This window comes from Microbispora catharanthi (genome assembly GCF_006334915.2).
GTDB lineage: Bacteria > Actinomycetota > Actinomycetes > Streptosporangiales > Streptosporangiaceae > Microbispora > Microbispora catharanthi.
Genome location: NZ_VDMA02000012.1, coordinates 56,180 through 76,245, shown reverse-complemented (window position 1 = coordinate 76,245; position 20,066 = coordinate 56,180). Strand labels below are relative to the sequence as shown.

The 20,066-nt window shown below is 71.7% G+C and carries 17 protein-coding genes; 11 read left to right on the top strand and 6 right to left on the bottom strand.

From position 1 onward, the window contains the following. Positions 1 to 10: 10 nt before the first annotated feature. Both FH610_RS22520 and FH610_RS22515 read right to left on the bottom strand, forming a co-directional pair. Positions 11 to 1,084, bottom strand: coding sequence for a baeRF2 domain-containing protein (locus FH610_RS22520; RefSeq protein ID WP_139576510.1), 1,074 nt, complete (start codon positions 1,082 to 1,084; stop codon positions 11 to 13). A gap of 9 nt (positions 1,085 to 1,093) precedes the next feature. Continuing rightward, positions 1,094 to 1,513 (bottom strand): DUF2795 domain-containing protein, encoded by a 420-nt coding sequence (locus tag FH610_RS22515; RefSeq protein ID WP_139576509.1) that lies wholly within the window; start codon positions 1,511 to 1,513, stop codon positions 1,094 to 1,096. A gap of 134 nt (positions 1,514 to 1,647) precedes the next feature. On the opposite strand from FH610_RS22515, the gene FH610_RS22510 reads away from it, so the two are divergent. From FH610_RS22510 to FH610_RS22460, 11 genes are all read left to right on the top strand, one after another. Next, the gene (locus tag FH610_RS22510; protein ID WP_139576508.1) at positions 1,648 to 2,736 is read left to right on the top strand and encodes a GNAT family N-acetyltransferase; all 1,089 of its coding nucleotides are present in this window, start codon (positions 1,648 to 1,650) and stop codon (positions 2,734 to 2,736) included. A 215-nt stretch (positions 2,737 to 2,951) separates the two neighbouring features. Next, positions 2,952 to 4,130, top strand: a complete 1,179-nt coding sequence (locus FH610_RS22505) for a sirohydrochlorin chelatase (RefSeq protein WP_205825974.1) — start codon at positions 2,952 to 2,954, stop codon at positions 4,128 to 4,130. Positions 4,131 to 4,152: 22 nt separating this feature from the next. Then, the gene (gene cobT / locus FH610_RS22500) at positions 4,153 to 5,238 is read left to right on the top strand and encodes a nicotinate-nucleotide--dimethylbenzimidazole phosphoribosyltransferase (RefSeq protein ID WP_139576507.1); all 1,086 of its coding nucleotides are present in this window, start codon (positions 4,153 to 4,155) and stop codon (positions 5,236 to 5,238) included. A 126-nt stretch (positions 5,239 to 5,364) separates the two neighbouring features. Continuing rightward, positions 5,365 to 6,597, top strand: a complete 1,233-nt coding sequence (cobA, locus tag FH610_RS22495; protein WP_139576506.1) for a uroporphyrinogen-III C-methyltransferase — start codon at positions 5,365 to 5,367, stop codon at positions 6,595 to 6,597. Beyond that, positions 6,594 to 8,801, top strand: a complete 2,208-nt coding sequence (locus tag FH610_RS22490) for a dynamin family protein (RefSeq protein WP_240809129.1) — start codon at positions 6,594 to 6,596, stop codon at positions 8,799 to 8,801. Before cobA ends, FH610_RS22490 begins: the two co-directional genes overlap by 4 nt. Before the next feature lie 58 nt (positions 8,802 to 8,859). Continuing rightward, positions 8,860 to 10,491, top strand: a complete 1,632-nt coding sequence (locus FH610_RS22485; protein ID WP_139576505.1) for a GTPase — start codon at positions 8,860 to 8,862, stop codon at positions 10,489 to 10,491. A 157-nt stretch (positions 10,492 to 10,648) separates the two neighbouring features. Next, complete coding sequence (locus tag FH610_RS22480; protein ID WP_139576504.1) at positions 10,649 to 11,422, top strand: single-stranded DNA-binding protein; 774 nt, start codon at positions 10,649 to 10,651, stop codon at positions 11,420 to 11,422. 346 nt (positions 11,423 to 11,768) lie between these two features. After that, a complete protein-coding gene (locus FH610_RS22475; RefSeq protein ID WP_139576503.1) occupies positions 11,769 to 12,362 on the top strand; it encodes a pyridoxamine 5'-phosphate oxidase family protein in 594 nt (197 codons plus the stop codon). A 237-nt stretch (positions 12,363 to 12,599) separates the two neighbouring features. Next, positions 12,600 to 13,901 carry a GGDEF domain-containing protein gene (locus FH610_RS22470; protein WP_139576502.1) on the top strand — a complete coding sequence of 434 codons (1,302 nt, stop codon included), beginning with the start codon at positions 12,600 to 12,602 and terminating at the stop codon, positions 13,899 to 13,901. A 10-nt stretch (positions 13,902 to 13,911) separates the two neighbouring features. Further along, complete coding sequence (gene ettA / locus FH610_RS22465) at positions 13,912 to 15,576, top strand: energy-dependent translational throttle protein EttA (protein ID WP_139576501.1); 1,665 nt, start codon at positions 13,912 to 13,914, stop codon at positions 15,574 to 15,576. An 85-nt stretch (positions 15,577 to 15,661) separates the two neighbouring features. Further along, positions 15,662 to 16,099, top strand: coding sequence for an acyl-CoA thioesterase (locus tag FH610_RS22460; protein WP_240809128.1), 438 nt, complete (start codon positions 15,662 to 15,664; stop codon positions 16,097 to 16,099). A 48-nt stretch (positions 16,100 to 16,147) separates the two neighbouring features. Here FH610_RS22460 and FH610_RS22455 read toward each other — a convergent pair whose 3' ends face one another. The 4 genes from FH610_RS22455 to FH610_RS22440 form a co-directional block, all read right to left on the bottom strand. Next, a complete protein-coding gene (locus tag FH610_RS22455) occupies positions 16,148 to 17,698 on the bottom strand; it encodes a glycoside hydrolase family 13 protein (RefSeq protein WP_139576500.1) in 1,551 nt (516 codons plus the stop codon). 30 nt (positions 17,699 to 17,728) lie between these two features. Next, entirely contained in the window at positions 17,729 to 18,112 is a 384-nt protein-coding gene (locus FH610_RS22450; RefSeq protein WP_139576499.1) for a globin, read from the bottom strand. Positions 18,113 to 18,146: 34 nt separating this feature from the next. Next, positions 18,147 to 19,157 carry a mechanosensitive ion channel family protein gene (locus FH610_RS22445; RefSeq protein ID WP_240809127.1) on the bottom strand — a complete coding sequence of 337 codons (1,011 nt, stop codon included), beginning with the start codon at positions 19,155 to 19,157 and terminating at the stop codon, positions 18,147 to 18,149. Positions 19,158 to 19,611: 454 nt separating this feature from the next. Then, entirely contained in the window at positions 19,612 to 19,872 is a 261-nt protein-coding gene (locus FH610_RS22440; RefSeq protein ID WP_030509616.1) for a hypothetical protein, read from the bottom strand. Positions 19,873 to 20,066 lie beyond the last annotated feature (194 nt).

Sequence of the window (20,066 nt, the reverse complement as noted above, 5' to 3'; positions counted from 1 at the left end):
ATCCTGCGCGTCAGAAGCGCAGCAGCGCGCCGATGCCGTCGGGTGACTCGAGGCGCGGGACGAACCACAGCTCGGCGTCGGTCGCGGCCACCGCCCGCGCGAGGGCGGCGTCCGCGCGTTCCCGCATGGGCTCCTCGACCCCCCAGGCGGCCAGCTCCGCCGGGTCGGTGGACAACTGCGTGGGCTCGGGGCCGATCCACATCATGGCCGTGGAGGACGGGTCGTCGTGCATCAGCACCGCGCCCACCCGCCGGTCGCGCAGCGCGCGTGCCGTCTCCGTCAGGCCCGCCACGGCGTTGCCCGCCGCGTACGTGTTCAGCAGCTCCTCGCAGCGCCGATCGGTCCAGGCCCGGCAGGCCCCTTCGACCTCCTGCCGGAAGTGGTCCAGGTCGGCGCCCGGGGCCCGGCTGCCGTGCTCGGCCACCGTCAGCCGCCGTACGACGTCCTTGGCGAGGTAGTCGGTCACGAGCGCGCGGGCCTTGGGATCACCGGCCAGCACCACGACCTCCGCGCCGATGCCGTGCGCCTCCTTCTCCACCACCTCGGCGACGGCCACGGCGTTGCGGCGCCAGCCCTCCTCGACCTCCCGGTCGAAGTTGGCCTGCGACCAGCCGCCCTGGCCGGTCTTCTGGAGCGACCGGTCCGGGTCCGCCACCTCCACCGTCAGCTCGCGCCGCCGCCCGTCGGCAACGACGGCGACGTCGCCCCCGGCCCGGTCGGCCAGCACCTCGACGTGCGGGACGTGCTCGCCGCGCTGCGCGAGCAGCGGCACCACGTGGGGGAGCGGCGACCACCGCGCGGTCTGGCGGCGCGGCCGGTGGGTGAGCGGCTCGGTGAGCACGACCTCGCCCTCCCTGGCGAAGGCGGCGCGTCCGGGCGCGACCCACCCGGGGTCGAGCATCAGCTCGCCGATGGGATCGAGGGCCGAGGCGGGCGCTCCTTCCTCGGTGAGCCGCTCCCTGAGATGGGCCCACCGCCGCTGGATGACGTTGGCCGCGCCCTCGGACGTCCGGTCGGTGTCCACGTATACGGAGGCATACGGGCCGCCCCGCTCGTACAACCGGCGAATGAAGTCCAGTCTCACGGGCCCTCCCTACCAGCGCTGCCGTTCCACTCCGAGTCCGAGTGCCTCCGCCACCTCCCCGATGTTGTGGAACCTCATCTCGGGCAGTCGCCGTACGGCGTCGATCACGGCGTCGGGGGCGTTCTTGCGTTCCGCGTGGGCGAGCAGTTTGGCCGGATCGGCGGGGAAACCGGCGTCGCTGAGCCAGGTGGCGAGGTGGCTGCGGCGCTCCACGTCGGCGGGGGTGATGCCGAGCGGCGTCCCGGGTTCGCGGCCGGGCGGCTGCCGGCGCGGCGGCGACATGTCCTCCTCGGGCTGCTGCGTCGGCTCGGGCTCGCGCCACTCCTCCGCCCGGCTGGTTCCGGTGCCCTGCACGAGGCCTTGCGTCTCGTGCTTCTGCTGCTCGTCGAGCCGGCGGCCGTGCTTGTCGCTGCCGCGTTGGATACTCATGACCTCACCTCCCGATTAGGGTCACTGTCGTGCCTCGTACCCGGACCGCCTGCCCCAAACATCGGGAGCGGTGAGGCCGTGTCCCACATAATCTGCGGCGGCCGAAAAATCCGCTTATGTGATGGAGTGACGCATTGTTCGACGAGCGGCTGACGATCAACACCGAACGGCTGATCCTGCGGCCGTTCGGCCCCGGGGACGCGGGCCAGGTGCGGGCCGTCATCGAGGACGGCGCGCACTCCACCGCGCTGCCCCCGGGCGCGCCCGGGCACGCGTCCGGGATCGCGCAGTGGCTGTCGTACGGCGTGCACGAGCTGTGGCGCTCGGGCCAGGGGATCCACCTCGCGATGCACGCGCGGGACGGCGTGGTCGGGTCGATCAGCGTCTTCAAGGCCCAGTGGGGCGTGGGCACCGCCGAGGTGGGATACGGCGTGCACCCCGCCTACCGCCGCCGGGGATACGCGACCGAGGCGGTCCGCGGGCTCGTCGGCCGCCTGCTCGGGGAGGGCCCGCTGAGGCGGATCGAACTGCGGGCCAACGCCGACAACCTCGCGTCGATCAGGGTCGCGGAGAAGGCGGGCTTCACCCGTGAGGGACTGCTCCGCGGCGCGGGGTTCGAAGACGACGGCCCGCACGACCTGGTGGTCTTCGGCCGGCTGCGCGGCGACGAGCGGTGGGTTCCGCGCCGCAGGATCGAGAGCGAGCGGCTGGTCCTGCGGCCGTTCGCCCGGCAGGACGCCTTCGACGTCGTCGACGCGGTGAAGGGCGACTCCGAGATCGCCCGCTGGATGCCGTGGGCCGAGGGCTACACGCTGGAGCGCGCGCTGGAGTGGTGCACCCGGCTCGCGCACGCGAACGGCCCCGGCTATGGTGGCAACTTCGCGATACAGCCGAAGGACGGGGAACGGCTCGCCGGAGCCATCGGCGTGCAGCGTGAGGACCACGAACGCGGGGACGCCGAACTGGGGTACTGGATCGCGCCGTGGGCCCGCCGCAGAGGGTACGCGGTGGAGGCCACGCAACTGGCCACGGCCTACCTGTTCGACCTCGGCTTCCATCGGGTCCACCTGCTGGTGGCGACGGGCAACCGCGCCAGCCAGGCGGTCGCGAGGAAGGCCGGGTTCATCGAGGAGGGCATCATGCGGCAGGCGCTGCCGATCCCGGGGGGCTGGGCCGACGCCGTCCTGTTCGGCATGCTCAACGGGGAAATTTCCTGGCATTAGGTAAAGAATCCCCCTAGTCGCTGTGCCATCGGTCAAGTGGCCACCATGATTGGGGGCCGGAAGGCTATCCTCGCCAGCCGTGACCCTCCCGCCGGCCGGTGAGCGCGCGTCCAGAAGCGGGAGACCCGGTCCCCGCATGCGCACGGGCGGCGCCGGCCCGACGGGGCGGGGGATTGTGAACGACACGCAGGTCAACTGCAGGGGAGATCAGCTAGATGAAACCGCCGCTGCTGCTCATCGGCCACGGCACCCACGATGAGACCGGCGTCGCCGAGTTCGGCAGGTTCGTTCACCGCCTTCGCTGCCGCCTCGACGGGCTTCCCGCCGAGGTGAGCGGCGGCTTCATCACGAACGCCCGCCCCCCGCTCGGCGACTCCATCGCCTCTCTCGTGGCCCGGGGGCATCACCACCTGATCGCGGTGCCGCTCAGTCTGACCGGCGACCGGCACGCGCTCGGGGACATCCCCGGCACCATGGCCCTGGAGCAGGAGCGGCACCCCACGCTCGAATACGACCTCGGCCGCCCCCTCGGGCCCGACTCGCGGGTGCTCAAGCTGCTCGCGGAGCGGCTCGCCGACGCCCGCGCCGAGATGCCGCGGTTCGTGACCGACGAACCGCCCGCCGAGATCGCGCCCGGCGAGACCGCGGTCGTCCTGGTCGGGCACGGCTCCACCGATCCCGCCGTCAACGCCGAGGTCCACCGGGTCTCGCGGCTGTTCTGGGAGACCCACGCAGCCGACCTGCTGACCGTGGAGACCGCGTACGTGTCACACACCCGCCCCGGCGTGCCGGGCGGCCTGGAGCGCTGCCGCAGGCTCGGCGCCAAGCGCGTGATCGTCCTGCCGTACGTCCTGTTCGCCGGCGGAGTCCTCGAACGCATCTGGGCGCAGGCGCTGGCGTACGGCGCCAACCACGAGGGCCTCGACATCCGCTGCGCCGAGGTGATCGGCGACTGCGAGGGCCTCGCCGACGTGGTGATCGACAGGTATGAGGAGGCGCTCGCCGGGGGCGGCCAGTCCTCGGCGCCGGCCGCACGCCGCCCGTCCACGGTGCTGCCGGTGACCCGGCCGTTCCCCTCGGGGCGTACGCCGGACATGGGCCCGGGCGCCGGGAACGGCGCCGGCCTCGTGACCGCCATCGCCGCGCGGCTGAGCACGACCAGGGACGCCGACGCCGAGCCGCAGAGCCCTGCGTCCTTGGATCTGGAATCGCTCGACGTGGATGTCTTCGACGTGGAGGCGCTCGACGCCGAGACCCTGGAACCGGAAACGGAAGGCGAGATCGAGGCCGATAGCATGATCGGCGTGGCCGGCCGCGGCGAGGCGGGGGAGGAGCCCCGCGGCGATGCGCCGGACGGGCCGCTCGCCCAGCCCGGAGTCGCCAGCGTGGTGTAGGCGCCGCGCAGAAGGAGAAAGCATGACGTCCCTCGGCGAGACGATCGGCGCCATCCGCCCGGTCGAGCCCGGCCCCATGACGGAGGCCAGGGCCCACCAGGACAGGCTCACCAAGCCGAGCGGCTCGCTCGGGGTGCTCGAGGACGTCGCGGTGCGGCTCGCCGGCATCGCCGGGACGTGCCCGCCGCCGCTCCCGGTCCCGGCCGCCCTGGCGATCTTCGCCGCCGACCACGGCGTGCACGCGCAAGGGGTGAGCCCCTGGCCGCAGGAGGTCACCGCGCAGATGGTGGCCAACTTCACGGCGGGAGGAGCGGTCGCCAACGCCTTCGCCGCCGAGGTGGGCGCGTCGGTGACCGTGGTGGACGTGGGCGTCGCGGCCGACCTGCCGCCCGCGCCCCGGCTGCTCGCCCGCAAGGTCGCGTACGGCACGGCCGACCTGTCGCAGGGGCCCGCGATGACGCAGGAGCAGGCCACCGCCGCCCTGACGGCCGGGATCGAGGTCGCCCGCGAGCTGGTGGACGCGGGCGGGCGCTGCCTGGTCACCGGCGACATGGGCATCGCGAACACCACCGCGTCGGCCGCCCTGATCTGCGCCTTCACCGGCAGGCCCGCCGCCGGGGTCACCGGCCGGGGGACCGGCGTCGACGACGCCACCTACGAGCACAAGATCGAGATCGTACGGCGGGGCCTGCGGGCCAACGGGATCACCGAGGCGGGAGCCGTACCCGACGGGCCCGACGAGGCGCTGCGGGTGCTCGCGGCGGTCGGCGGCCTGGAGCACGCCGCTATCGCCGGATTCGTGCTCGGCGCCGCCGCGGCCCGGGTGCCCGTCATCCTCGACGGGGTGATCGCCGGAGCCGCGGCCCTGGTGGCCGGCGCGCTCGCGCCCGACGCGATCGGCTACTGCCTGGCCGGGCACCGCTCGGCCGAGCCCGGCCACGCGGTCGCGCTGGCCCACCTGGGCCTCGACCCGCTCGTCGACCTGCGGCTGCGCCTCGGGGAGGGAACCGGCGGGCTGCTCGCCCACCCTCTGGTCAGCGCGGCGGCGCGGGTCATGCACGAGGTCGCCACGTTCGACTCCGCGGGCGTGGCGGACAAGGGCGACTGAGCCGCGCGGGCCCGCGGGCGACCGCCCCGTGGACTCACAAGTCTCATCCCGTGAATGTCGCCCGAGCCCAGCGGGTAGGTTTGCCTCCTAACAATGCACGCTTGACGCAATAGGGAGACAGGGGTCATGGCGCCCTACCTGCTCGGCCTCCGCCTCGACGGGCGGCGTGTGCTCGTGGTCGGAGGAGGACGCGTCGCTCAGCGACGGGTCCCCGCACTGCTCGACGCCGGAGCCTCCGTCACCCTGGTCTCGCCCAGTGTCACCCCGGCGCTGGACGACCTCATCGCCACGGGCCGGGTGACCTGGGAGCGGCGGCCCTACCAGGTCGGCGACTGCGACGGCGCCTGGCTGGTGCACGCCTGCACCGACCACCGCGACGTCAACACCGCGGTCGCCGCCGAGGCCGAGGCCAAGCGCATCTGGTGCGTGCGGGCCGACGACAAGGACGCCTCCGCGGCCTGGACCCCCGCCAGCGGGCGGGTGGACGAGGTCGGCGTGGCGGTCACCGCCGGTGGCGACCCCCGCCGGGCGGCGGGCATCCGCGACGCGATCGTGGGCGCGCTGCGCGACGGCACCGTGGACGCCCGGCGGCACCGCACCAAGCCGGTCGGCGTCGCGCTGGTGGGCGGCGGTCCCGGCGACCCCGGCCTGATCACCGTGCGGGGCCGCCAGCTCCTGGCCCAGGCCGACGTGGTCGTGGCCGACCGCCTCGCGCCGCGCGCGCTCCTGGACGAGCTGTCGCCCGACGTCGAGCTGATCGACGCGGCGAAGGTGCCGTACGGCCGGTCGCTGGCCCAGGAGAAGATCAACGAACTGCTCATCGAGCACGCCCGCAAGGGCAGATTCGTCGTACGGCTGAAGGGCGGCGATCCGTTCGTGTTCGGCCGGGGCGGCGAGGAGATGATCGCCTGTGCCCGGGCGGGCATCCCGGTGACCGTGGTGCCCGGGATCACCAGTGCGGTCGCGGTGCCCGGGGCGGCCGGAGTCCCGGTCACCCATCGCGGGGTGAGCCAGGAGTTCCACGTCATCTCCGTGCACGTCGCGCCCGGCGACCCCGCGTCCACCGTCGACTGGCCCGGATTGGCGAGATCGACGGGAACCCTGATACTTCTCATGGCCGTCGAACGGATCAAGGAGATCGCCGAAACGCTGGTCCGAGACGGACGTTCGCCGGAAACTCCCGTGATGGTGGTACAGGACGGTACTCTTCCGACCCAGCGAGCCGTTGCCGCCACGTTGTCGACCGTGGCGGAACGGGTGACCGCGGCCGGAGTGCGGCCTCCGGCGATCGTGATCGTCGGTGAGGTCGTCAAGGTCGGCCAGGAGATCGAAATGGTGCGAGCGGAGCGGATCCCGTGAGATCGGCAGCCAGGAACACGCCCGACCACGGGACCGGTGCGGGTTCCGGCGACGCCGTGACCGAGGAGCCGGACATCGAGGAGCACCCGGAGTCGCCGGGGGAGCAGACCATCGCGTTCCGCCCGATCCGCGACGACGAGCCCGCGCCGGAGCTTGCTTCGTCTCCCTCGGGCTCGGGCGGGCGGCTGTCCGCCGGGTCCGCCGCGGACGCGATCGAGGACGAGGCCTCCCATGAGGACGTCCCCGAGGCCGCGGACGACCCCGTGCGGTCCGCCGAGCCCGACGGGGCCTCGCACGACGCGGCGGCCGAGAAGACCGAGGAGAGCGAGAGCGGGCCGGCGGACGACGACGGCGAACAGGGCGCGGCAGACGCGGCTTACGCCGCATACACCGAGGACGCGCAGAGCCTTGAGGACTCGGCGGACCCTGAGGACGACTCGAAGGGCGCTGAAGACGCGGAGCACACCGAGCACGCCGAGGGCACGGAGGACGCCGCCGACGAGCTTGACGGCGATGGGGTCCGTTCGTTCCCGATGCCGGAGCCGGTCTCGGCGGCGCTGACCGAGGCGCTCAACCAGCTCCGCACGGCGGTGAAGGGCCTGCACTTCGGTCTCGACGTGCCGGGCTCCGAGGAGGCGCGCAAGGCGCAGGCGGCGGTCCTGGCGCAGCTCGACGACTACGTCATCCCGCGCGTCCACATGAGCACCGCGCCCGCGCTGATCGCCGTGGCCGGTTCGACGGGGGCGGGCAAGTCCACCATCGTCAACTCGCTCGCCGGAGGGAAGGTCTCGGCCACGGGAGTGCGCCGCCCGACCACGGCGACGCCCGTGATCGTCTGCCACCCCGACGACCACGAGTGGTACGCGCGGGGCGACCTCCTCGGAGGCGTGCAAAGGCTCGAAGAACCCACGCGGGACGCCCCGCCCGGCAGCGTGGTGCTGACGTCGAGCCCGTCCCTGCCCCGGGGACTCGCGCTGCTCGACACGCCCGACATCGACTCGGTCGTGGAGGAGCACCACGAGATCGCGCACCGCATGCTGGACGCCGCCGACCTGTGGGTGTTCGTCACCACGGCGTCCCGGTACGCCGACGCGCCGTCCTGGAGCCTGCTGCGCCGGGCCAAGGAACGCGGGGCCCGCCTGGTCATCGTGCTGTCCCGCGTGCCGCCGCGGTCCCGCGAGGTCGTCGTGAAGCACTTCGGCCGGATGCTGCACGAGTACGGCCTGGGCGAGGTCGAGCGCTTCGTCATCAAGGAGACGTCCGTACAGGACGGGCGGCTGCCCGAGATCGAGATCGCGGATCTCCGCATGTGGCTGTCCGCGTTGTCCGTCGACGACGAGCGGCGGGACGCGGCGGTCAAGGCGACGCTGAACGGCGTGCTGAACAGCTTCCGCACCAGGCTGCCCGCGCTCGCCCGGCATCTCGAGACCCAGGTCGCCCTGCGCGCCGATCTGCGCTCCGACGTCGATGCGGCCTACATGGGCGCCCTGGCGCGGATCGACGAGGCGACCAGGGACGGCTCGCTGCTGCGCGGGGAGGTGCTCGCCCGGTGGCAGGACTTCGCCGGCTCGGGCGACCTCATGCGCACCCTCCGGTTGCGCCGCGGCGTCAAGGGCCACCAGCAGGGCCCCGAGCGGGTGCGCGGGCTGAGGGCCGCCCTGCGGGCGGGCCTCGAAGCGCTGGTCAACTCGGCCGTCCAGCAGGCCGCCGAGGAGGCCGTGGCGCGCTGGCGGCAGCGGGCGGGCGCGGGCGACCGCCTGGCCGCGACTCCGGGGCTCGGCCGCCCGGCGGAGGAGATCGCCCGCAGGACCACCAGGACCATCACCGCCTGGCAGGACCACGTCACCGAGCTGATCCGCACCGAGGGCGTGACCAAGCGGTCGGTGGCCAAGCTGATCTCCTTCGACGTGGAGTCGCTCTCGCTGATCTTCATGATCGGCCTGCTCGGCTACGGCGCCACGGACGCGCCGGCGGGCGCGGGCGCCGGCGCGCTGCCCCAGCGGCTGCTGCGCGGCCTGCTCGGCGCCGAGTCGCTGCGCAACATCAGTGCCAAGGCCCGCAGCGACCTGCGCGCCCGCGTCGGCCTGCTCTTCGACGAGGAAACCCTCCGGTATGTCGACGCGCTCGACAGCGCCGGCATCCCGGACGAGGCCGCGGCGACGCGGCTCTACCAGGCAACGTACAACCTCGAGGTCGCACGATGACGCAGCCGATCCGGCAGATCGCGCCCGGGTACGTCTCCGGCACCACGGTGAGGAATCCATGACGGCTGTCAGCACCGCCGAAACGCAGCACGGGCTCGGCCCCAGGCTCGCCGCCCTGGCCAAGATCGTCGAGCTGGGACAGGGCCGGCTCGACCCGGCGCTGGTCACGGAGGCCGCCCAGCTCCTGCTGCGTGCGGGCGACCGGCTCAAGCTGTCGTCCGACCACACGGTCGTCGCGCTGGCCGGTGGCACGGGCAGCGGCAAGTCGTCCCTGTTCAACGCCGTCTCCGGGCTGGAGCTTTCGCCCATCGGCGTACGCAGGCCGACCACGGCGCGCACCCACGCCTGCGTGTGGGGCATCGACGGCGCGGGCCCGCTGCTCGACTGGCTGCAGATCCAGTGGCGGCACCGGTTCGCCCGCGCCAGCGCCCTCGACAAGGGCGAGAGCCAGCTGCACGGGCTGATCCTGCTCGACCTGCCCGACCACGACTCGATCCGCGCGCTCACCGACCACGAGGCCCACCGGCTGATCCAGGTGGCCGACCTCATCGTGTGGGTGCTCGACCCGCAGAAGTACGCCGACGCCTCGGTGCACCGGCGTTACGTGACCGAGCTGACCGGGCACGACGCGGTGACGGTCTTCGTGCTGAACCAGTCCGACCGGCTCACCCCGGAGGAGCAGGCGGAGTGCGTGGCCGACCTGGAGGACCTTCTCCGGCGTGAGGGCGTCGCCCATCCCCGGGTGGTCGCGACGTCCGCCACCACCGGCAGGGGCGTCGACAGCCTGAAGGCCGTCCTGGCCGAGTCCGTGGCCGCCCGGCGTGCGGCCTACCAGCGCCTGGAGGCCGACCTCGACCGGCTGGTGCTGCGCCTGGTGAAGGACGTGCCGGAGTTGCTGCGGGTGGAGCCCATGCTGGACGGCGCGCGGCGCGCGGGGCTGGTCGACGCGCTGTGCGACGCCATCGGCGTCTCCGCTCTCGGCGAGGCCCTCGAGAACGTGTACGCCGTCCGGTCCGCCGACTGGGTCGGGTGGCCGTTCGCGCGCTGGGCGGCCCGACTGCGGCCCGACCCGCTCAAGAGCCTGCGTCTGGGGGCCGTGAAGGACGACATCCGCGGCCTTGTCGCGAGTTCGGTCACCGCTCAGCCCGCCGAGGTGGACAACGCGGTGCAGGCGCTCGCCGACGGGCTGACGGCCGGCATGCCGGAGGTGTGGCGCGACGGCGTGCGCGAGGCGGCCCGCTCACGGGTGGACGAGCTTCCCGAGGCGCTGTCCGACGAGCTGTCTGAGGTGGCTCCGCCGCTCGACCGGGTGCCCGTCTGGTGGTGGCTTCTGAAGATCTGGCAGTACCTCCTGGTGGTCATGTTCGTCGCGAGCCTCGCCTGGGCGGGCGCGATCCTGGCGTACGGCGTGTTCAAGGCGGGCCGTCCGCCGGCCGAGGTCCTCGGCGACGTGGCCGTGCTGCCCTGGGTGGGGCTGATGATGATCAGCGTCCTCGGGCTCGGCCTGTTCTCGGCCATGGCGAGCAGGAACTTCGTGGTGCTCGCCGCGGGCAAGGAACGCGACCGGCTGGAGCACGACATGAGACGCCGGGTGGGCGTCCTCGCGCAGGACATGGTCGTCCAGCCGGTCGAGCGCGAGCTGACCCGCTACAACGAGTATTTCGGCGCGATGGCGGCCGCCCGGCGCTGAACGGCCCGCCGCCCGACTGCCACGAGCAGGCGACCCGAAGCGTTGTCCACAGGCGTGGCTTCGTCCACAGAACGGGTTTCTGGCCCGTGAGGCGGCGGGGCGCGCGGCCAGTCTGTCCCCCGAGCCCGGCGAGTGACCGGGCCGGGGAGGCACTTCGATGAACGACATCTACGTCACGCTGAGCGGGAACGTCACCGACGACCCCCGGCAGTACCGGTTCCGCGACGGCTCGCGTGTCACCTCGATGCGGATGGCCGTCAACAGGCGCGTCCTCGACCAGCAGACCAACACCTGGCAGACCAGGGACACCACCTACTACACCGTGCGCTGCTATCGCGGCCTGGCCGACAACGTGCAGCAGTCGATCCGCAAGGGCCACCCGGTCGTGGTGTACGGCAAGCTGCGGATCAAGCAGTTCGAGCGCGACGGCGAGCAGCGGTTCTGGGCGGAGATCGAGGCCGGCTCGGTGGGCCATGACCTCAAGTGGGGCATCGCCACGTTCGAGAAGCCGGTCCGGGCCTACTCGGCGGGCGCGCCGAATGACGACGAGCGCCAGGCGATGGAAGACGCGACGCGGGAATGGGAGCTGACCGGTCCCACCGGACCCGGTGCGGCGTCCGTCGTCGACGTAGGCAATGGGGGCGATGACGAGGCGTTCGACGCCCTCGTCGGCGAACGAGGCGCGAACGACGCGGCTCCGCAGGTCGCCGGAGCGCGGGCGACCGCGGGCGCCCGCCATGCCGGGGGAGCGTGGCGGGGCGACGAGACACCGCAGACCGGCGGCACGGACGAGACCGGCACGGAGGAAGGCACAACGGAAAGCACGGAGGACAGGGCGACGGACAGGGCGACGGACGGGGTGACGGATCCGGAGCCCGGCCTGCGGGAAAGCGACGACGCCGCCTGGATCCCGCCCGCACTGGCGGCTTAGCAGCTCGGTTCGGGCAGGTAGCGGTGCGATGCGGGCGTGATCCCCGAACGACTCACGCATGTCCGGCAGCGGCTGAAGGTGTTCGCCGCTGAGCTGTTCGCTCCTTTGGCCCGCCGGGACCCAGCGGGCCAAAGGGCAGAACCCGGCCAACGTGCCGGGAGCGAACGTGCACAACATCCGTGAGCAGCTCATCGAGGCGCCCAGAGCCTGCCTGCGGGCCCGCCGCTGAACGGCCCGCCACCCGGCAGGTCGCCGCGCGCCGCTTCCGTTCCCGCTGTGCCGTCCCCGGTCCCGCTGTGCCGTCCCCGCTCCTGCCCTGCCGGATCACCCCGGTCATAATCAGGTCATGGGGAAGAGCTATGAGCGGATAGACGGTAGATTGCGTGCTTTCATCGAGGCGCAGCACATCTTCTTCACCGCGACCGCGCCGCTGGACGGCGAGGGCACCGTCAACCTTTCACCCAAGGGCCTGACCGGCTCGTTCGCCGTGATCGACGAACTCACCGTGGCCTACCTGGATTTCGCCGGCAGCAACGCCGAGACGATCGCCCACCTGCGCGAGAACGGCCGCATCACCCTGATGTGGTGCGCCTTCGACGGCCCTCCCAATATCGTGCGGGTGCACGGTCGCGGAGAGCCGGTCTTCCGCGACGATCCACGTTGGGCCGGCCTGATGCGCTACTTCCCGGACATCGACCCGACCTCGCACGGCCTGCGCGCGATCATCGTCGTGACCGCCGAGAAGATCCGTGATACGTGCGGGTACGCCGTCCCGTTCATGACCTATGAAGAGGACCGCCCGCTGCACCGCTCACGGTTCGAACGCGAGACCGACGAGTCGCTCGACGCGTACTTCCACAAGAAGGAGCACGTCGCGACCAGTATCGACGGCCTGCCAGGTCTGCCGCTGCCGCTGCCGCCGCTTCCACACACCGCATGACACCCGGCCGGGTGGAGCCGGCCTGCTCTTGCCTCCGGGCGACACCCCTCCGGGCGACACCACGGGGTCGGCGGGAGCTGCGTGAATCGCGGGTCGGGCAATCCGCCGCAGATGCCTCCTTAGCCCATCAGATGCAGATGGCCATCGTGCCAAGGTAGCGGTTCCCGTCGCGCATCGCACACTCCGCAACTATTGTGTTACTCATCGTGAGATGGGCTTCGGCTACTGGGGGGCGGGATGACGGCTACCGGTCAGACCTCGGCCAGGCCGCGAAGCGCGATCTACTCGCGAAGTCGCTGGCCGCTGCTCGCCCAGCCGCCCGCCCTCGTGTCCTACGTGTGCGCGATCGTGGCGTTCGACGCGGTCCTGATCGCGGTGCTGGCGAAGTCGACCGCGTTCCACGCCCACCACCTCGCCATGTTCGGGGCGCTCACCGTGTGCGGTGCGGTGTGCATCGAGGCGACCCGTCGCCTCGGCATGCCCGCCGGTGTGTCCCGTGACCTGCTGTCCGCCTGGTGGTTGCCGGTGGCGTTCCTGCTTCCGCCGGTCTATGCCCTGCTCGCGCCCATACCGATGCAGATCCTGCTGCAGCTCAGGGTCCGGGCGACCGTGCTGTATCGCCGCGTGTTCAGCGCGGCGGCGATCGGGCTCGCGGCGGCCTCCGCCTCGGCCGTCTTCCATCGCTGGGTCCCCGTCCCCGTGCACCTGTCCGCGGGGGAGGGCGAGCCGATCGCGGTCGCGGCGGCCTGCGCGGTGCTGTTCACGGTGCTCAACACCGCGCTGATCGCGGTCGCGGCGCACGCGTCCGACCCGGAGGGCCGCTGGGGCGAGGTCCTGTGGGACCGCGAACGCGTCCTGCTCGACGCGGTCGAACTCTGCCTCGGCGTCCTCGTCGCGGTCGTCTGCGGCCTCAACCTGGCGCTGCTGCTGCTCGTGTTGCCGCCCGTCGTGCTGCTCCAGCGGAGCCTGCTGCACGCCCAGCTCCAGGCCGCGGCCCGCACGGACCCGAAGACGGGCCTGCTGAACGCGGCCGCCTGGCAGCGGGAGGCGGACACGGAGATCGTCAGGGCCCAGCGGACGGGGGAGGCCCTCGCGCTGGTCCTGGTGGACATCGACCACTTCAAGAAGGTCAACGACACCTACGGCCACCTGGTGGGCGACCAGGTCCTCGCCCAGGTGGCGGCCACCCTCCGTACGCAGCTGCGTGAGTACGACGTGGTGGGGCGGTTCGGCGGCGAGGAGTTCGTCGTGCTGCTGCCCGGCGCCGACGTGCATGAGGCGAGGCGGGTGGCCGAGCGGCTGCGCACCCGGGTCGGCCGGATGGTGGTCCCCGCCGAGCAGGCGACGGTCACGGTCACGGTCTCCGCCGGGGTGGCCATCATGAACGTTCACGGTGAGGACCTGATCGAGCTGCTGGCGGCGGCCGACCTCGCGCTCTACCGTGCCAAGGAGCTCGGCAGGGACAGGGTCTGCCTCCCCGCCGCCCCAGTGGCCCCACCTCCCCGCAGCGCGGACGGCGCTGCCGGTGCGATCCCCTAGGCTTGAAGGTATGCCGGAGTACATCTACACGTTGCAGCGCGTGCGCAAAGCGCACGGTGACAAGGTGGTCCTTGACGACGTCACGCTGTCGTTCCTGCCGGGGGCCAAGATCGGTGTCCTGGGTCCGAACGGCACGGGCAAGTCGACGCTGCTCAAGATGATGGCGGGGCTGGAGCAGCCGTCCAACGGCGAGGCCCGGCTGATGCCCGGCTTCACGGTCGGCATCCTGCTGCAGGAGCCGTCGCTCAACGAGTCGAAGACCGTGCTCGGGAACGTCGAGGAGGGCGTCGCCGAGACCAAGGCGATGCTCGACCGGTTCAACGAGATCGCCGAGCAGATGGCCACCGACTACAGCGACGAGCTGCTGGAGGAGATGGGCCGCCTGCAGGACGCGCTCGACCACCGCAACGCGTGGGACCTCGACAGCCAGCTCGAACAGGCCATGGACGCGCTGCGCTGCCCGCCGCCCGACGCCGAGGTGACCAAGCTCAGCGGTGGCGAGCGGCGCCGGGTCGCGCTGTGCAAGCTGCTGCTGGAGCAGCCCGACCTGCTGCTGCTCGACGAGCCCACCAACCACCTCGACGCCGAGAGCGTCCAGTGGCTGGAGCAGCACCTGGAGAAGTATCCCGGCACCGTCCTGGCCGTCACCCACGACCGTTACTTCCTCGACAACGTGGCCGGCTGGATCCTGGAGCTCGACCGCGGCCGGTGCTACGCCTACGAGGGCAACTACTCCACTTATCTCGAGGCCAAGGCCGCGCGTCTGAAGGTCGAGGGCCAGAAGGACGTCAAGCGCAAGAAGCGCCTGGAGGAGGAGCTGGAGTGGGTGCGCTCCAACGCGCGCGCCCGCCAGACCAAGAGCCGCGCCCGTCTCCAGCGCTACGAGGAGATGGCCGCCGAAGCCGACAAGTACCGCAAGCTCGACTTCGAGGAGATCCAGATCCCGCCGGGTCCGCGCCTGGGCACGACGGTCATCCGGGCAGAGAAGCTGAGCAAGGGCTTCGCCGACCGGCTGCTCATGGACGAGCTGTCCTTCGACCTGCCGCGCAACGGCATCGTCGGCATCATCGGCCCCAACGGCGTCGGCAAGACCACGCTGTTCCGGATGATCACCGGGTCCGAGAATCCGGACACCGGGTCCATCACGGTCGGAGAGACCGTCAAGATCTCCTACGTGGACCAGAGCAGGGCCGGCATTGAGCCGAACAAGAACGTCTGGCAGGTCGTCTCCGACGGGCTCGACCACATCAAGGTCGGCAACGTCGAGATGCCCTCGCGGGCGTACGTCGCGGCGTTCGGCTTCAAGGGCCCCGACCAGCAGAAGCTCGCGGGCGTCCTGTCCGGCGGCGAGCGCAACCGGCTCAACCTCGCGCTCACCCTCAAGCAGGGCGGCAACGTGCTGCTGCTGGACGAGCCCACCAACGACCTCGACACCGAGACGCTGTCGAGCCTGGAGAACGCGCTGCTCGACTTCCCGGGCTGCGCCGTGATCACCTCGCACGACCGGTGGTTCCTCGACCGCATCGCCACCCACATCCTGGCGTGGGAAGAGGGCTCGAACTGGTTCTGGTTCGAGGGCAACTACGCCGACTACGAGAAGAACAAGATCGAGCGGCTGGGCGCGGACGCCGCCCGCCCGCACCGCGTCACCTACCGCAAGCTCACCCGCGACTGACCCGAGTCCCCTTCCGCTGTTCGCGGGCCTGCCGCCTGCGTCCCCCGCCGCCGGGCGGGGGACGGGGGGCCGTTAGGTTTGACCGGTGACCGAGCTACGCCATCCTCCAGAGCGGCTGACCCGCTTCGTCTTCGAGCGCAAGGTGCGCTTCGCCGACATCGACAGCTTCGGCCACGTCAACAACGTCCGCTTCCTCGACTACCTCGAGGACGCGCGGGTGTCCATGCTGTGGGAGCGGCCGCGTGAGATCACCGGCCGCCGGCAGGACCTGGTGGTCGCGCGACATGAGATCGACTACCGGCGGCCCCTGACCTTCCGCTCCGATCCCGTCCGCGTCGAGGTGTGGGTCACCGAGATCTCCAGGGTCCGCTTCACGCTCGCGTACGAGATCCGCGACGACGAGACGCTCTACGTCGAGGCGCGCACGGTCATGGTCGCCTACGACGCCGCGGCGGCCCGCCCCCGCAGGCTCGACGAGGACGAGCTCGCATACCTCAAGCGGTTCTCCGCCCTCGCTCCGTGACCGGCCGCGACGGCCGGAGCCGGCGGCCGGTCCGGAGGCGGGGCGAGGTCAGCCGGTGAGCAGCCAGGCCGCCGTGTCGGCAGGGAGGGCGGTGCCGTCGAGCGGGCCGCTGGTGATCAGCACCTGGTGGTGGGGCGGGAGCGCCACCGCGCCCTCGCCGCAGTTGATCACGCAGAGCAGCGGGCCCCGCTGGAAGAACAGCGTCTCCTCCGGCGACTCCAGCCAGGTGATCGCGTCGGGCAGCGTGCCGCGCAGCTCTCGCCGCGTCTGCAGCACCCGGCGGTAGAACCACAGCGTCGAGGACGGGTCGGCTGCCTGCCGTTCGGCCGTGAGGTCCGCCCAGTTCGCCGGCTGCGGCAGCCACGACCCGCCGGACCCGAAGCCGTACGGCGGCTCGGTGCCCGACCAGGGCAGCGGCACCCGGCAGCCGTCGCGGCCCGGCAGCTCGCCGTTCGACCGCGCGAAGATCGGGTCCTGCCGCGCCTCCGGAGGCAGGTCGGTGACCTCGGGCAGCCCGAGCTCCTCACCTTGGTACAGGTAGGCCGACCCCGGCAGGGCGAGCATGGCGAGCAACGCCGCGCGGGCCCGGGCCAGACCGGCCTCCGGGTCGAGCGACCCCTGGCCGTAGCGGGTCACGTGCCGTACGACGTCGTGGTTGGACAGCACCCAGGTCGGCGAGGTGACGGCCTTGAGGGTGTCGTCGATGACCTTCCTGAAGGCCGTGGCCGACCAGGGGGCCTCCAACCAGGCGAAGTTGAAGCTCTGGTGCAGTTCGTCGGACCGCACGTACAACGCGAGGTCCTCGGCCGAGTCGGTCCAGACCTCGCCGATGGCGACACGGGTGCCGGGGTAGGAGTCGAGCACCCGCCGCCAGTCGCGATAGATGTCGTGCACCTCCGGCTGACTCCAGATCGGCGACCTCGAGGTGAAGCCGGGATCGGTGTCGGGCAGCCCTTCCGCCTTGATCAGGCCCATCGCGACGTCGATCCGGAAGCCGTCCACCCCCCGGTCGAGCCAGAACCGCAGGATGTCGAGGAACTCCTCCCGCACCTCGGGGTTGCGCCAGTTGAAGTCGGGCTGCTCGGGTGCGAACAGGTGGAGGTACCACTGCCCGTCGGGCACCTGGGTCCACGCCGGGCCCCCGAAGGTCGACAGCCAGTTGTTCGGCTCTCCGTGGCCGCTTCCGCGGCCCTCGGGACCGCCGTCCCTGAACATGTACCGCTCGCGCTCCTGGGAGCCCCTGGGGGACGCCAGGGCCTTCTGGAACCAGGGGTGGGCCGACGAGCTGTGGTTCGGCACGATGTCCACCATCAGCCGCAGGCCGTGCGCGTGCGCGTCGGCGACCAGGTCGTCGAAGTCGGCCAGCGACCCGAACAACGAATCGACGTCGCGGTAGTCCGCCACGTCGTAGCCGCCGTCGGCCATGGGGGAGGGATAGAAGGGGGTCAGCCAGATCGCGTCGACGCCGAGCTCGGCGAGGTACGGCAGGCGGTCGCGGATTCCCGCCAGGTCGCCCGTACCGTCGCCGGAGGCGTCGGCGAAACTGCGGACGTAGATCTCATAGACAACGGCATCACGCCACCAGGGGGTTGTTTCCATGAGTCTTGGGCTGCCCGCTGCTTCCGTTACTTATGCGTTGACCATGCTGTGGGCGGCGTAGACGAGGTAGTCCCACAGCTCCTTCTCGCGCTCGGCCGGCAGGCCGAGGGAACGCACGGCGTCGCCCATGTGCCTGAGCCAGGCATCTCGTGCCGCCTCGTCGACGACGAACGGCACGTGCCGCATCCGCAGCCGGGGGTGGCCGCGCTGCTCGCTGTAGGTCCTCGGGCCGCCCCAGTACTGGATGAGGAACAGGCGCAGCCGCTCCTCCGCGCCGGTGAGGTCCTCTTCGGGGTACATCGGGCGCAGTAGGGGGTCTTCCGCGACGCCCTCGTAGAACCGGCGGACGAGGCGCTCGAAGGCCTCCTCACCGCCGATCGCCTCGTAGAAGGACAGGGTCTGCTCGCTGGTCACGGTTTCAGCCTAAGTCAGCTACCGATCGGTAAGGTCAGGCGGCGAAGGCGAGACTCTTCTCGTCGAAGGCCCGCTTCACCCGAAGGCGCAGCTCACGGGCGACCTCCAGGTGCCGCGCCGGCACGGTCTTCGCGCTGATCCGGAAGATGACGGACGAGCCCGAGACCGACTCCAGGCCGAAGACCTGCGGCTCCTCGACGATGACCGTGTCCCGATACTCCGGGTCCTCCCACAGGTCGTGTGCGAGGCCGTTGAGCAGCTCGCGGACCGTCGCCACGTCGCTGTCGTACGGCACCGGCACGTCCACCAGGGCCCTCGACCAGCCCTGCGACTCGTTGCCGATCCTGGTGATCGTGCCGTTGCGCACGTACCAGACCTTGCCGTCGGCGTCGCGCAGGCGGGTGATGCGGAGCGTGACGGCCTCCACCGTGCCGACGGCCACCCCCGTGTCGATCACGTCGCCGACGCCGTACTGGTCCTCCAGGAGCATGAACATGCCGGCGATGAAGTCCTTGACCAGCTCCTGGGCGCCGAAGCCGACCGCGACACCGATGATGCCGACGCTCGTGAGCAGCGGCGCCAGCTCGACCCCGAGCTTCGCGAAGATCATTAACGCCGCGGTGCCCAGGATCACGACGGACGCGAGGCTCCGCAGCACCGAGCCCATCGTCTCGGCGCGCGCCCTGCGGCGCTCCGTCATGATCGCCACCGCGGCCTCCGTGCTCGTCAGCACGGTCTTGCCGCGCAGCCGCTCCGGCAGCACGCCGACGCTGGCCCGCATGGTGAGCCGGGTGATCAGCCGGTGCACGACGTTCCGGACGATGAGCGCTCCGGCCAGGATCAGCACGAGCATCACGAGCACGTCGACGACGCCGGCCACGAGCTGCACCCAGGCCGGGAAGTCCCGGTCCGGGAAGGCACTGTTGAGAACCGTGCAGAAGACGCCCTCGCTCTTCTCGCACGCCTTCGTCACAGCCGCGGCCGCCTCGGTCAGGTCGGGCACGGTCGGCGCGGGACTGGGCGTCGCGGGCGACAGCGGTAACACGAGGTGGATCCCCCCCGGATCGGATCAACGGCAGTTCTTGAACGTAGCCAATACTGCCGACTGATCCGGCCTCCGTCACATCGCCGGGGAAGACGGAAGCGTGTCCCGTCCGGGGCCGCGGAGGGCGGACCGGACACGCTCCAGTGACGGTGTGGCAGGGCGCGGGCGCGCACCCGGAAGCGCGCCCGGCGCCGTTCTCCAAGTGGGGATCCCCCCCGATCACCGTCCGGCCCCACCTGCTCGACAGGGCCGGACGGCGGTCAATGACGACCGGCGAGCCGGTCGGCCGCGAGATTCGGACGGGGTCGGGGCGGGCGGGACGCCGCAGCGTCGCCGTCGCGCCGGGGCGGCGCGACGGCCACGCTCCGCACCGGGCGTCCTGCCCGCCCCCTGAGGCCGCGGTGGATGCGGCGGTCCACGGCGACTGCACTCTCACCCGGGCCGCCGCCTTCCCCTACTCGCTCACCGCGGCAAGCACGCGGGCCACCTTCGTGGCCGCTCCGGCGGGGTCGTCCGCCCGGTGCATCCGCTCACCCCAGGACCACCAGTAGTCGGCCGCCTGGCAGACCACGTTCTCCGTGAGGCTCGTCGCGTCGGGGTTGATCACGCGTACGTAGGCGCGGCCCGACGGGGTGCGCACGACTCGCGCGAGTAGACCCCGCGCGTCGAGTTCGGCCACCAAATGTTCCAGGCGCCGGAAATCGTCCTCCCCCACCGTAGGTCCTCCTTCATTTCCGTTCGCGGGCGGAATGTGTACTTTGCGTTCCCGTCTGTTCACTCTGGTGCGCCCAAGATGGCTCACGGAAGTGCTCGGGTCAACGAGGGCGGGAAGCGGCCGCGGTGGAGGAAAACCCATGTCGGTTGAAAGAAAACCCCTATCGGGAGACGATCCTTAGTCGGCACGTTCAT